The sequence below is a fragment of the Paraburkholderia sp. BL27I4N3 genome (assembly GCF_003386115.1).
In the GTDB taxonomy this organism is placed as follows: domain Bacteria; phylum Pseudomonadota; class Gammaproteobacteria; order Burkholderiales; family Burkholderiaceae; genus Paraburkholderia.
In genome coordinates, this window is the sequence record NZ_QREJ01000001.1 from 1782055 (window position 1) to 1794953 (window position 12899).

A 12899-nucleotide genomic window follows, 5' to 3' on the forward strand; every position below is an offset into this window, starting at 1 on the left:
CCAGCGCGCGCTTGATCCCGCGTTGCGAAAATATTCATGCGGTTGCATTTTCGGCAACGGCGTGCGCGATGTTTTTCGATTCTTGCCGACCGTTTCCGGCGGCAATGAAATGAAGGGCGCGGGTATGATCGGGCGGATGACGTGCGCGGCGCCGCGGGAATTGGAGGCACGCGACAAATGCCAGGCAGGACTGCGAAACGTTCCGCTCTATCACGCAACCTCACGCAACATCACGGAGCACGCCTTGAAGAAGGACTGAAGAGACAGGTGATCGTGTGGGTTACAGCGTCAGTCTGGGCGCTCTATCGTCGATATCCTGTATGGATCCCGGGGTGACGCGGTGCTTCGCGATGAAGATGGTCACAGGCGTTCTTGCTCTAAACCACGGTCATGGCGTCAACTGGGTCCCCTCATCGACTCCGCGAAAGGAGGCTCCGTCACGTGACGATGCGCGATATTCCGCGCGGAGAATCGATCAACGGCTCGGGGAATTTTTCAGGAATCAGCGGGCCGGCCGGCGCCACGAACAGAACGCGCGGCGCTATGCTGGTGCGCCATCGTCGGCCGGCTCCGTCGAGATACAGATCTGCACGCTGGTGGGCGCGTGCTGTCCAATGACGAATTCAAGACGGATATGCGTTTCGGGTGCCAATGCGATTTTCGCGGCCTGCCTGCCACGGGCAAGCAGCGCGTCCTTCTCGATCTCGATGGCCAGTTCGTCCAGTTCCTTGCTGATTTCTTCCCGGCGTCCCATTCCTTTCTCCACGACCGATGGCGATATCACAGGCGCTTTCACGCATGCGTCACAAAACGCTACGTCTGAAGATTAATGTTGGAACGATGGTCGACGGGCATCATTGCAGAATTGTTCTCGTCGTTGACCTGAGCGCAATCACTGACCGCAATCAGCGTGCGAGACGACTGATGCGCGAGTCCTTCAGGATCTGCTCGGCACTCTCGCCCAGCAACTGGCACTGCTCGTAGAGCAGGCCAATGAGTCGCGCCTTTTTCTTCGCGTCGAGCGGCACATCAAGACGCTGCTCGATGCGTGCGACGGCGACCAGCACGCTGTCGAGCGTCTTCTGGTCGAGCCGGTAGTGCACATCGCGGTCGAGAATCATGTTGCCGTCACCCGTCATCAGCCAGACGGGATCGACTGAAAACTGCTCATAGAGCGCGCGCAGCAGTTCGACCGGTACCGCACGCTCGCCGCGCTCGTAATTCGCATAGGCACGCAGGGAAAGGCCGAGCTGCCGGGCCATCTTGTCCTGCGACAGGCCGAGGTGTTCGCGCACCTGCGCGACACGCTGATGGTAGTCGCCGTGATCCGTGGTGCTTGACATGTCTGTCTCACATTCCTAGAGTGATCTTGTGCCTTGATTATAGGAACAATTGAGTAATGGACAAGTCTGGACGTACCTGGATTAAACGGGCGTTTTCTGGAGACATGATGCGTCGACGCGTCATGAAGGGAAAATGATCGGTAGCCGGTTTTACACGCTGGAAGAGATTGCGCGCGAGCTGCATATCGCGCCAGCGACTGCACGCAACCGGCTCACGCTCGGGCTGCCGATGCCACCGTCAATCCGCGTGGGGCGCCGTCGTCTTTTTCCCGCTGACGAGTATGAAAAGTGGATTGCCTCGCAACTCACGCACTCTGGCGCGAACGGGACCGTGGGCGACGCCACTGAGGCGCCCGATCCTGATCCACATGGGCCGGCTTACGACCCGACCTAGCGACGCAAATTCTGTTTCATTAACTGAATTTCCACTCAAGCGATGATGCTGTCCTGGACATCCCACCGTGCCGGTAGTTATCTCCTTCGTCTCCACCAAAGGCGGCGTCGGTAAGACGACCGTCGCCGCCAATCTGGGCGGCCTGCTCGTAGCCTTCGGCCTGAAGGTGCTCGCGATCGATGCCGATGTCCAGCCGGGTCTAAGCAGGTTCTTTCCCGTCCAGTACCGTTCACCGCAGGCTCTGAGCGCTGTCGTGACCTCAGGCGGCAATCCGTCGATCGACTGCATCAGTCGCACGATTTTCTCGAATCTTGATCTCGTCTACTCCGATACGCCCGATGCAGCGCTGCAGGCGTGGCTGAGCCGGCGCGAGGATCGCCTGATGATCCTGCGCCGGGCGATGCGCAGCCCGCTGATCGAGCCGTATGACGTGGTGCTGATCGATACACAGGGTGCGGTAGGCGAACTGCAGAAGTCCGCGGCGATGGCGGCCGACCTCATGGTGTCGCCCGTGAAGCCGGATGCGCTCAGCGCCGGGGAGTTCGCCAACGGTACGATCGCCATGCTCGATGAGCTGAACCGGCTGGCCGACTTCGGCGAATCCTTCCGTTCCGGCGACCTGCTTGCGCTGATCAATGCGCACGAGCGCACCACCAATGCGCGGGCACTTGCCGCCGTGCTGCGGCAGCGGTTTGCCGGGCATCCAAAAGTCCGGGTCCTCGACACTGTGATCCCGTCAGCGGCCGCCTATGCGGCCGCGGCGACGGCGCGCATTCCCGTGCACGACTTCGATCGTCGCCGCCGGTTCGACAATTCGGCCTGGAATGTCATGCACCGTCTCGCATGGGAACTGTTCCCGTCGCTGGCGAATGTGTATGCCGGGTCACCGCGACGTGCGATGGTCGACGTCGGTACGATCAACATCCGGGCTCGCGACATCGGGCAGGGGGCGCTCGCATGAGCGTGTCAGCAAACCCGCTCAGAGGGGTGCGCGAGGCGCACGAGACGCACGAGGCGCTCGCCGCGCAGCGCCTGGACGTGCCGCCCCCGGCCGCCCGGACGCCCGAACCGCAGCTCACCTCGGTGATCCGGCTCAGGATCCTCGATGTGATGGTCTACGAGCGCAATCCACGGCGGGCATCGCATGAGCGCATCGTTGAGCTCAAGGAGTCGATCCGCGCGAACGGTATCGAACAGATCGTGACGGTGACCCGCCGTCCTGGCGAGACGCGTTACGTGGTGGCGAAGGGCGGCAATTCGCGCGTGACCGCAGCGACGGCCCTTTACGACGAAACGCGCGACCAGCGCTTCCTTTACTACGACTTCGTCTGCGTGCCGTACCCGGGCGAGCCGAAGCTGCTGGCGGCCCACCTGCGTGAGAACGACCAGCGCGCTGACCTCTGTTTCTGGGACAGGGCGAACGGCTATCTTGCGCTCAGGGCGGATCTGGAAGCCGGGCGGGGCGAGACGCTGTCGTTACGTGAGTTCTCGCGGCTGCTCGAACAGGAGGGGGCGCCGGTGAGTCATGTGCTGCTCGCGCTCTTCCAGTTCGCGATCGACCGTCTGTCGGCCCTGGGGCCGGCCACGGTGTACCTGAGCCGGCGCGCGCTCGTCGATGTGATCCAGCCCGGCATCGGCATGCTGCTGCGTCTCGTACGCCGCCTCGGCTTCGACGATCACTGGCTGCAGACGCGGGTGATCGACCCGCACCTGACCGGCATCGCCGCCCGGTGCAATCCGGACAACCCGGATGCGGCCGGTACGCTGGCGCGGTCCACGCCATTTGACGCTGCGCAGCTGGTCGACGGATTGAGACAGCGCCTCGCAGGCGAACTGGGCGTGCCGCGCGATGCCCTGGACCGGATGTGTCATCTGTTCGAGCGCGTGCCGGATGCCACGGGTGATGCGCTACGTGAACTCGGTGGCATGCCAGGCGAACGACCTGAACCTTTATCGGTCACGCCGGTTCTCGACGCGGATCGTGCAGGGGCAACGCCAGGTCCCTCGGCCTCGTCGGCTTCGTCGGCTTTGTCGGCCGTGCTGGTATCAGGCGCCGACCAACAATCGCGCGCCACGCCGGGTGCGGATCGGGCCGTGTCGCCCCCGACCGCCGTAGGGAAACAACCTGATGGGTCAGACGTACCGCCCGATGGCCCGCAACCGGCGCTGGACGGTACGTTCACACGGGTGACCGACGAAGGTCATCAGGACAGCGGGCCGTACGCTGCATCGCCCTCAAACCAGGGTGAGCTTTTCCGGGAGGCGGTGCTGGCTTTCGCGCGGACCTGTGGTCTCGATGGCTGCGTGCGCGATGCGCAAGGGCTGCCGTACGGATTCATGGTCGAGCCACCGCCGCCGGGCAGACCGCGCTTTTCGCCCGATTCGTCGCCCGATTTGTCGCCTGATTCGTCGCCGGGCCTCTCATCCGGTTCATCGCCCGGTTTCTCATCCGGTTCCTCGCCCGATGCCGACGCGCAGCGTAACGAGGAGATGCTCAACCAGTATCTCGGCTGGTGGTGGCTCGTGAGCCTTTCACGGCAAAACAGCGCCACCGGCGTCACACGCGTGCCGCCTGACAGCCGCTTCGCACACATGGCCCGCGATGACGAGACGTGGAACCGCACCTGTGACGCGAGCGTCGGCGAGCCGTTGCTCGCTGATCGCATGGACGTGATGTTCGACGTGATGCTCAATCCCGATCACCCGATCGGTCAGTGGTGGGGCGAGGTCATTGGCGCGGCGCGCGCATTCCGTGCCGCGTATCCCGAACGCTTTACGCCCGCGCGCTGGCCCGAGCCCGGTGCGGACCAGCGTCTTCAGCGGGGAGGGCCGTGATGGACACCGCCTTCCTGCGACTGGAGAGCGAAGCGCTCGAACGCATCGCGCTGCTTGAGCTGATTGCGTGCGCCTGCGTGACAGATCGGTACATCGCTACGGGCATTCAGGATGCCGAAGTTTCATGTGAAACAGCGTCGCGCCAGCGGACATCGCTGACAGACCGGTTGCCGGACGGAATCCGGCGTGTGCTCGGCGATGCCCGTTCATCCGCACTCGCGCGCGATCTGCTGGGCGCTGGTGCATTGCGTGTCTTTGTGGATGCGGACGCGCTGCAGCGTCGCTGCGAGCTGATCGAGCGGCAGTGGCGCGATCAGGATCTGTTGCGCGCCTTTGTGGAGCGGCAGGCCAGCATTCCGATGATCCGCAGGTTTTTCCGCACGGCCACGCGCGCAACGATCACGCAGCTGCGAGCCGAACTCAATGTTCTCGCGCCGACGAAACCCCGCGCGCTGTCGCGCTCCGGGATGGATCAGCTGTTCGATGCATGGGCCCGTCTCAAAGACATCGGCGACCTGCGCGAACGCTATCTGGCGCTGCATGAGCAATGTGACGGGCGATGGTCGCTCGCGACGCTTTTCGCGGCACTCGACGCAGATGCCGGAGACCGTCACCCGTCTTCTTCCCACCAGGAGTCTGACCATGTACGACATGCGACTTGATCCGCAGGGCAACCTGCTGCCCGGCAAGACCTGGGACGATTCACCCGGGCTGCCGCCTGCCGAGACTGAAATGGTTCTCTCGATGCTCGACGTGCCGATCACGATCGACCGCTGTTTCGTCGAGATCTGCGGCGACCTCGCCGCGGCCGCCATGCTCACGGAACTGTCGACGGTTGAAAGCGAAAACGGGCGACAGCATGCCTGGCTGCAGATCACGCCTGATGAGTTTGCGCGACGACTGGCACTCACTGAGCCGCAGCAGCGCGCCGCGCGGCGACTGCTCCGATCGAAGGGCCTCATCGCGCACCGCCGGCGAAAGGCGCTGTCAGCCGATGAGTTCCGCATCCTCTGGCCGGCCGTGCTTGCGCTGCTTCAGCGCAAGGCCCAGGAGCGCACCGCCCATATCGTCTGGCCGCCCGTACGTCCCGACCGTCCGGATCATGGACAACAGTCGAAGCAGCCAAAGCACCCGGAGCAGCCGGAGGAGATCGAATCATGATGCCCGGCTGCCATCCCTATATCACCGAGTTCGAAACGATGTGGATCCTGCTCAGGCCGCATCGGCCCATCGCTTTCGGCACGCGCATGGCCCGCATCACCGGGCATCCGAAGCAGGCGCTGCTGCTCTCGCAACTCGTGTACTGGACGCGACGCGGGCGCGACGTTGAGACCAACGGCGGCTGGGTCCACAAGACCCGCGAACACTGGCTGCTTGAGACGGGCCTCTCGCGCGAGGAGCAGGAGAATGCGCGGCGGCGCCTGCGGGAGCTGAATCTGGTGAGCGAATGGCGGGGTGGCCAGCCCGCGCGCATGCATTACCGGCTGGAGGTCGACGCTATCTCGACCGCCGTTCGCGCGACCTGTGCAATGGCCGTGCAGCTCCCGGCATCGATCGAAGCGATGCGGGCGGACCCGTTCGCAGGTGACGCGTTGCTGGGACCGACTGTCGCGTACCGACGTATTTTTGTTGATCTCATCGGCAACGTGAATGCCGCGCTACTGCTCTCGCGCATGGTGCAGTTGCAGCGCCGTGAGGCCGACCGGCAATGTACCTGGTTCACGCACACGGCCGGAGAATGGCAACGCACGCTGGGACTTAACCGGCGTCAGCTCGACAATGCGAGAGCGCGGCTCCTGCGCCAGGGGCTGATTCGCGAGTTCATGCGCCAGTGCACCGGTCGACGTGTGTTCACCCAGGTCAATGCGGGCGAACTGAAACGCCAGCTTGAGCGCCTGGCGTCGCGCGGCGATATGCGCGAGCGATTGGCGACGCGCAAACGCCTGCTCGCGCAGAGTCTGCATGAAGAAGAGGGCGCTGCGGCATCCAGACCGCTGGCTGTTACCCCGGGTAACAGCCAGGACGAGGGTGCGTCGTTCAGTACGCCGTTCAGCGCGTCATTCACAACGCCAGTAAGCGAACCGGTCCACCGGCCGCCCGTCTGCGCGGGCGCACGTGCGTGCCCGAACTCGCCAACCGGAAGTCGCCCACTGGAGGCAGGACTGGACGCGAATGCTGCCGCAACTGTGATGCGGTGGGCGGGTTTGATCCGTTACCGATGGCGGGAAACGTGCGTTCCAGACGCGCGCGTATATGGAAGGATTACATACCAGACTACGACAACCCCGAGCGACAGCTATTCGCGGGGCCATGGCCCGACGCAGGTTGTCGTGGGCGGTTCGATTTCGCCGCGAACAACCGGCGGCACCGACGATGGTCCGCTGTCCTGGCCAGCGATGGTCAGTGTGAGCGAGCGGTCATTGGTCGCTTCGCACCTCGCGCGGATTCCTGTTGCGGATCGGCAGATGCTGCTCGACGAGATGGCGGCAGGTCACCGGCATCAGCCGGTGCAACTGCCCGTCGCCTACATCGCAGGTCTCGTGCGCCGCTATCTCGCCGGGGAGTTCATCCCCACAAGAGCGCATCTCGAACGGGCGGCGCGCAGGCAGGCAGGGCCAGGCGAGGGCGCGATCGTGGCGTCGCACAGCCCGCAGGACCCGGCCGGTCTGCCTGTGTCAACGCGCGAAACCGCGTGCCGGCATCTGGCGGCGATCCGGGATGCACTGCGTGCCGGGATTGCGCATCGATCAGCGCATCGGGTGGGCTGTCATGCATGACGGACTTTATCGTCTGTGCGACGCGCATTGCAACGTGCTGCTGTTACCCGGGGTAACAGCCAGCCTGGCCGGCTACCCTCACGCGCGCCGTGTTACCCCGGGTAACACCGCAGTGCTCGCCATTCCGGTCACCGACTATCTGTTTCAAGGAGCCCATTCATGGACACCTCGTCTGCCCATCATGATCATGTTGATCCCGCTGTTGATGCCTTCTCGCGCTCCACGTCCTCACCGTTTGCCGACGGCTACGACCTCGACGCGGAACGCGCGGTCCTCGCGCACCTGATTGCTGAAGACGATCCTGATCCGGCCGATCCACTGTTCGGCCGATATCAGCTGTTTCTCGAACGCGAAGACGCGCTGAACCACATGCGCGAGACGCACGCGCTGCGACAGGGCAGCGATTCACTGGTGCGCCCGCACGAGGCGCAGGAGATCAGCCGCATCGGCCAGCTCGGCAGCGACGGCGCGGACCGCATGCGGCTGCACACGCGGGACGCGATGCGGCTTTTTCTCGGCAGATCAATCGCGCCGGGAGAACAGGGACATCCGATGGCGGGCGGCCGCCGCGTGGCCGCTTCGCTGCGTGCGTTGTGGTCACTGTCGGGCAACGACAATCCGTACGCGGACTGGAAGCTCATCGAGATCGCCGAGCGGATCGCCGGTATCCGGCGTGCGAACGAACTCGAGCAGCAGCGTGCCCGCCAGTTGCTGGATGCTGCACGCGAAAAAGGCCTGGAGTACTCGGTGCTGCAATCGCGCGAACCCGCACAGGTCTCGCTCGGCTTTGGCTCGCCGTACGGCTACATGATCGTGATGCTGCTGGTCGAGCTCGACTATCTGGTGCGCCTCGTGCGCTCCGCGGTACTGCGCGATCTGATGTCGTCGACCGAAGGCTTCCGGCGCATCGGGTCGGCCAGACACCGGTGCCTGTCCGTGTTCCATTTCGCGGTGCACTGCCAGCGCGTGCTCACGCGCGCCGAACTGCTGCCGCTTTCGCGGGTCGACTTCCTGCCGAATGCGGATACTGCCGCACGCCAGCGCGTTGAAGCCGCCCGCGCGCTGCTCGGTGTGTTGCCGCGCGATGTCTTCACCGGCGCACGCGAACCGCGCCACAGCCGGAGGCGCGTGAGCCGTCTGTCGGACGCGGAACTGCGGCTGCTCGACAGTGTGCGGCTGTCCGGGGACGATGCGGTCGCGGAAGCTGCGGCAGCGGCGCTGGTCCCGTGATGCGAGGACTGCGGCAATGACTGACCGACCTTCGGATCTGGATCGACGTTCAAAGGCCTTTAAGGGTAAGGGCGAGCGCAAGGCGGCGGCCAGGGGCGAGCCGGCGATGGCGCTACCCGTGTCGCGGATCGCGGGCGACCCCGGGATACGCGTGCTGCTGCGTTCATACGAGCACTGGCTTGACGAGACGGTCACGGAAATGCAGACGCTGGCATCGGAGAGTGCGACCGCCGGGCTCGACGTGTCGCTTCGCTGCGTACGCATTGCGCTCGCGAGTGGCGCAACGCGCCACCGGCTCGACTGGTTTATGCGCGGCGCGCCGCATGCGGTCGGCTGGCATCGTGTGAAGGGCTGTTTCAACCGCATCCCGGCGCCGCTGCGCACCTACCTGCAGCAGTGCAATGCGCGCGCGAAAGAGCTTAATGCACTGGAGTCGGTGTTCCGCTATGCGGCGAGTCAGCTCGCGATGTATCTGGAGCACGGCACGGTCAAGGTTCGACGGACCGATGAGAGCTGAGACAGGCGCGGGTCCCGTCGTGGCGTGATTGAGATCATCAGGCTGGCGCAGAGCAGCCCACCAGTAAAGCAGGCAGTGGACAGCGCGTTCGAACGTTCGAATTAAAGGGGCAATCCCTTGATGAACGGAGTTTCGCAATGGGCATCTATGCAGAACTGGTCGGCAACGTGCTGGTGTCGCCGACGATGAAACAGGTCAATACCGCGAGCGGCACGCGCCGCATTGTCGAGTTGCGCGTCATGTCCGCCAGTTACCGGCGGCTTGAGGACGGCACGCTGGAGCAGCGCGAAGAGCGGACATTTCCCGTCGACGTGACCATCTGGAACGAGCGCCTTACAGAGCGTGTGCTGCAGCACATCCGCACCGGTGCCAGCGTTGTCGTGCGCGGCGACTTTTATGTCAGTCCGTGGGTCACCCGCGACAATGAGGCGGACGCCGGCGCGCATATCGACGCCGAGTCCATCTCGCTCAATCTCGTGCGGATCGACCAGGTCGTGTATCGGGCGCGGCAGACACGTGAAGCAGAAACTCCGGATGGTTCGTCGCCCGACCAGGGTGCAGCCGGGTCGGAGGATCCGGACAACGCTGACACACCGCAGGCCGAGGCCATCGAGGACGATGCGCCACCATCGGACTCCCCAGAACCTGACGCCAGGTCCTCCCATTCTGCCAGCCGGCGTTCGCGTCGGGCTGCGCGGACGCAAGCGCAATGACGCACCCTGATTGCTGCCGCTGCAGTTCCCGTTCGTGCGTCGAGCCGCGGCGGGATTCCCGGGCTTCGCGGGAGGACGCGGCCACGAACGGCAGCGCATGTCCCGTCATAGCGGATATCGAAGAAGAGCGGATGCTGCGTGCGCTTGTATCCGAAGGCCTGGCCGTCGCGCGGTACGAACCTTTTGTCGCGTGCTTTCGCGGATGGCACGTCCGGGTCTCAGAGGGTGGTCGTTTCGGGGCAGGGCGCTCTACGGCGACCGTCGAGATTCATTGTCCCCAGCATGCGGCGTCAGGTCCGGCCTGCCGCTTTCTGCTGTGTGACCAGACCGTGTTCGAGTGATGACGCAGCCAACGCCCGCCAGACCGCCGCATCGCCTGCCCGAACGCCCCGGGCGCGCAAATGCGTTACGTAAGAATCTAAGAATCTGGTGTGGCCATTTGCAGCGTGTCATTGAATGACGGACTCGCACCGCCGGGCGCACAGACGCCATCATCGGGACGTGCGCCCGGTCGCTTCAACTCTCAACCGAGATAGTGCGCGAGGGAGGGGGCCTCAATGCTCGCGGGATTTTGCCAGCCCGCGTCGGTGTGCAGAAAGCCGCTCCACGGGCGGTTGCCCTCGTGCTTGAGTTCCGCCTGGACGCCGCGGAAACGGTAGTGTTCGTAGAGATCCAGCACATGCACCATGTACGCCTGTGCCAGTTGCGGGTTTCGGCGCACGATGACGAGGTTGTCGTCGTTGGCGTACGAGGCCTTGTAGCCCAGGTTGTGGCTACCCGTGACGACTACGCATCCGTCTTCGGAGAGCGGGTCGATCACAAGGATCTTGTCGTGAATGATGGCGTTGCCGGCGCTGAGCAGTTCGCGCTCGAAGTTGCCCGTGATGTCACCGGAAGAGCGCGTTCGCTCGCACGATGTGCACGCCGCTTTCTTCGAAGAGCGAAGGCTGGTAGTGACTGTCCTGGGCGTCGCTACTGTCATCGTCGCCGCCGTCTGCGCGATCCTGCGGGCTGATGTAGTTCGGCATCGCCATCGGGCTGCTGATGGCCCCGTACACCAGCAGACTGGTGTCCTTGCGGCCCATGTCGATTGCTTCCTGCACGATACTGGTCGCGCCTTTCACGCTGGGCAGAAAGACGGCGAAAAAGACCGCCTGCCTTGCGTTACGGATGAAACCGTACACCTCGTTAAGATCGGGCGGCAAGGCCGGGTTGCTGGACGGCTTGTTGGCCTGCCGCGTATTGGGCGACCTCCACAGCCGCAGCGCACCCGCATCGAGGGTGACTGCCGGCAGCGCCCCGGCGTTGGCGCTGCGCAGCTGCGCGCCCTGTACATTGCGCGCCGGCGCCAAGCTGGGCTGTGGCTCCTCGAAATGGCTGGTGTCGTCGCGCAGGTCGTTCCAGTACTGCAGAAACTGCGCAGCAAGCTCCGGGTGCCCGGCCACATAGCTGTTGTTGCTCTGGGCGCACAAGCCGTTCTCCGTCCAGTTCAGGCTGCCTGAGAGCACCGCCTGGGGCTGACCATGCTGGTCTACATAGACGGCGAACTTGTTGTGCCCGATATGGCCATTGTTGTTGAACATGCGGTCGTGCATCTCCGCAAGGCCGGCTTCGCGCAACTTCTTGCGGGCCAGATCGTTCTCGGTGTCCCAGGCCTTGGTGGTCTTGTCGAAGCTGGAGTTCGACAGGATGAGATGTACATTGGGCGCATGCTCGACGATCAGCTGTCGTAGCAACGGGTCGGTCAGTTCATAAAGCGCGAGATAGAGCTCACCGCCTCCGTGGAGGCGATCGAAGAGGCCCTGGACCAGATCTGGAAGGTCGCCCGCCAGGTAGGCGCGAATCGGGCTATCGACTTTGACGATCTCGTCCTTGACATCGCCTTTGGTCGGCACATGACCGAGCGTCTTTTCCATTGCGTGGCTAAGCCACTGCGTGGAGAGGATGCCGCTGTTGAATGCGGCGTGAATCTCGCCAAAGTCGCTGGTGACCTTGATATCGCCCGTCTCGATGCCCTCGTCAAGATAACCGAGTGGCAGCGGAGCGCCTGTGTACTGCGCGACTGCTGGTGCCGCGACGGGTTGCAACCCGTCGCGCATGCGGGCCACCGGGCGGATGCGGTATTTCACAATGGGGTCTGCCGGGCGCAGACTGGCTTCATCACGGCGCTGCCGCACGGTAAGGTCGCGCCAGGTGAATTTCTGTACAGGCCAGACCGACGTGGTCTGCGGCACCCAGTCGGGATTGGACTGGCCTTCAAAGGCAACCCACGCAGCCAGTGGACGTTCGGTTCCGTCTGCATAAATGCGGGTGATTTCGAATCCAAGACACTCGGCAATGACCTGTTCGACAGACCATGCGACGTAAGCGACAGCATTGTTGGCGTAAGCCCTGGCGGATCGGATGACGGACAAGATGATCTCCTGGTGGTTGTTCCTGGCAGCGGCTCTGGGGCCACCACCCGTTGCATCGTGAGCGCGGCCGATGATGCATTTGTGACAACCCGGAAGGTGCTTTGTGATTCAGGATGCAGTGCCGCCGCCGCGAGTCAGCGCACCTCGCGCGCGGCTGGCCGGATTGTTGGCAGGTACACGGCCGGGCGGTTGGTATCGATCCATCTGCCGGGTACGGGCTTCTTCGCACCGTTGACTGGTCGACTTGTGAAGATGCCGGATGCTTTTCCGATCGTCGCGGTGACGCACGTGATGGCAGCGACGACGCAGATGCGCTGCGGTGCTCGCGTTTGCCCGATTTCAGGAAAGTGCTTCTGATGCCTGTCGCCAGGCCGTTAGCTGTGCGAGAATGCGTGCCGCGCGGGTGTAGCTCAATGGCAGAGCAGAAGCCTTCCAAGCTTACGACGAGGGTTCGATTCCCTTCACCCGCTCCATCACGCAGCCGTAGACCGGCTGGGTCGGCTCAGTTGGGTCTGGCTGACAACTGCGGCAGCAGCACCCGAACTGAATGCGTAATTGACGCCGGCACCCCGGTGCGCTGAAGCGATGCATACAACGTCGAGTCTGTGCTTGCCACTGCGCCACTCACTTTCCTGGACGATCCGCAATTGTTCAACTGGCGGTAGACGGAGGCAAC

At 63.8% G+C, this 12899-nt stretch carries 13 protein-coding genes and 1 tRNA gene; 10 read left to right on the forward strand and 4 right to left on the reverse strand.

Features of this window, described 5'->3' with window-relative positions; all coding sequences use genetic code 11:
• Positions 1–541: 541 nt before the first annotated feature.
• Together B0G71_RS08180 and B0G71_RS08185 are read right to left on the reverse strand one after the other, a co-directional pair.
• Positions 542–754, reverse strand: a complete 213-nt coding sequence (locus B0G71_RS08180; RefSeq protein ID WP_116140908.1) for a hypothetical protein — start codon at positions 752–754, stop codon at positions 542–544.
• 151 nt (positions 755–905) lie between these two features.
• On the reverse strand, positions 906–1343 hold the full coding sequence (locus B0G71_RS08185; RefSeq protein WP_116140910.1) for a helix-turn-helix domain-containing protein: 438 nt from the start codon (positions 1341–1343) through the stop codon (positions 906–908).
• A 133-nt stretch (positions 1344–1476) separates the two neighbouring features.
• Between B0G71_RS08185 and B0G71_RS08190 the strand changes: the two genes are divergently transcribed.
• The 9 genes from B0G71_RS08190 (at position 1477) to B0G71_RS08230 (ending at position 9809) form a co-directional block, all read left to right on the forward strand.
• Complete coding sequence (locus B0G71_RS08190) at positions 1477–1737, forward strand: helix-turn-helix domain-containing protein (RefSeq protein WP_116140912.1); 261 nt, start codon at positions 1477–1479, stop codon at positions 1735–1737.
• Between the two features lie 67 nt (positions 1738–1804).
• Positions 1805–2698: a ParA family protein gene (locus tag B0G71_RS08195; protein WP_116140914.1), complete on the forward strand. Its 894-nt coding sequence runs from the start codon at positions 1805–1807 to the stop codon at positions 2696–2698.
• Positions 2695–4572, forward strand: a complete 1878-nt coding sequence (locus B0G71_RS08200) for a ParB N-terminal domain-containing protein (protein WP_116140916.1) — start codon at positions 2695–2697, stop codon at positions 4570–4572. Before B0G71_RS08195 ends, B0G71_RS08200 begins: the two co-directional genes overlap by 4 nt.
• Positions 4573–4760: 188 nt before the next feature.
• Positions 4761–5234, forward strand: a complete 474-nt coding sequence (locus tag B0G71_RS08205) for a DUF2857 domain-containing protein (RefSeq protein ID WP_258875532.1) — start codon at positions 4761–4763, stop codon at positions 5232–5234.
• The gene (locus B0G71_RS08210; RefSeq protein WP_116140920.1) at positions 5215–5733 is read left to right on the forward strand and encodes a hypothetical protein; all 519 of its coding nucleotides are present in this window, start codon (positions 5215–5217) and stop codon (positions 5731–5733) included. Before B0G71_RS08205 ends, B0G71_RS08210 begins: the two co-directional genes overlap by 20 nt.
• Positions 5730–7349, forward strand: a complete 1620-nt coding sequence (locus tag B0G71_RS08215) for a hypothetical protein (protein WP_116140922.1) — start codon at positions 5730–5732, stop codon at positions 7347–7349. Before B0G71_RS08210 ends, B0G71_RS08215 begins: the two co-directional genes overlap by 4 nt.
• Positions 7350–7508: 159 nt before the next feature.
• Positions 7509–8579, forward strand: coding sequence for a PFL_4669 family integrating conjugative element protein (locus tag B0G71_RS08220; protein WP_116140924.1), 1071 nt, complete (start codon positions 7509–7511; stop codon positions 8577–8579).
• A 16-nt stretch (positions 8580–8595) separates the two neighbouring features.
• Complete coding sequence (locus B0G71_RS08225; RefSeq protein ID WP_116140926.1) at positions 8596–9096, forward strand: hypothetical protein; 501 nt, start codon at positions 8596–8598, stop codon at positions 9094–9096.
• Between the two features lie 137 nt (positions 9097–9233).
• Positions 9234–9809: a single-stranded DNA-binding protein gene (locus B0G71_RS08230; protein ID WP_116140928.1), complete on the forward strand. Its 576-nt coding sequence runs from the start codon at positions 9234–9236 to the stop codon at positions 9807–9809.
• Positions 9810–10332: 523 nt separating this feature from the next.
• Here B0G71_RS08230 and B0G71_RS41925 read toward each other — a convergent pair.
• Positions 10333–10629, reverse strand: coding sequence for a hypothetical protein (locus B0G71_RS41925; RefSeq protein WP_258875533.1), 297 nt, complete (start codon positions 10627–10629; stop codon positions 10333–10335).
• Positions 10630–10696: 67 nt separating this feature from the next.
• Complete coding sequence (locus B0G71_RS08240) at positions 10697–12223, reverse strand: phospholipase D-like domain-containing protein (protein ID WP_258875534.1); 1527 nt, start codon at positions 12221–12223, stop codon at positions 10697–10699.
• Positions 12224–12622: 399 nt separating this feature from the next.
• Between B0G71_RS08240 and B0G71_RS08245 the strand changes: the two genes are divergently transcribed.
• A tRNA-Gly gene (locus B0G71_RS08245) sits at positions 12623–12696 on the forward strand.
• Positions 12697–12899: the final 203 nt, after the last annotated feature.

Coding starts and splice junctions, on each gene's coding strand:
- B0G71_RS08230 (WP_116140928.1), top strand. CDS start 9,234: ATGGGCATCTATGCAGAACTGGTCGGCAACGTGCTGGTGTCGCCGACG.
- B0G71_RS08225 (WP_116140926.1), top strand. CDS start 8,596: ATGACTGACCGACCTTCGGATCTGGATCGACGTTCAAAGGCCTTTAAG.
- B0G71_RS08220 (WP_116140924.1), top strand. CDS start 7,509: ATGGACACCTCGTCTGCCCATCATGATCATGTTGATCCCGCTGTTGAT.
- B0G71_RS08190 (WP_116140912.1), top strand. CDS start 1,477: ATGATCGGTAGCCGGTTTTACACGCTGGAAGAGATTGCGCGCGAGCTG.
- B0G71_RS08185 (WP_116140910.1), bottom strand. CDS start 1,343: ATGTCAAGCACCACGGATCACGGCGACTACCATCAGCGTGTCGCGCAG.
- B0G71_RS08215 (WP_116140922.1), top strand. CDS start 5,730: ATGATGCCCGGCTGCCATCCCTATATCACCGAGTTCGAAACGATGTGG.
- B0G71_RS08180 (WP_116140908.1), bottom strand. CDS start 754: ATGGGACGCCGGGAAGAAATCAGCAAGGAACTGGACGAACTGGCCATC.
- B0G71_RS08200 (WP_116140916.1), top strand. CDS start 2,695: ATGAGCGTGTCAGCAAACCCGCTCAGAGGGGTGCGCGAGGCGCACGAG.
- B0G71_RS08210 (WP_116140920.1), top strand. CDS start 5,215: ATGTACGACATGCGACTTGATCCGCAGGGCAACCTGCTGCCCGGCAAG.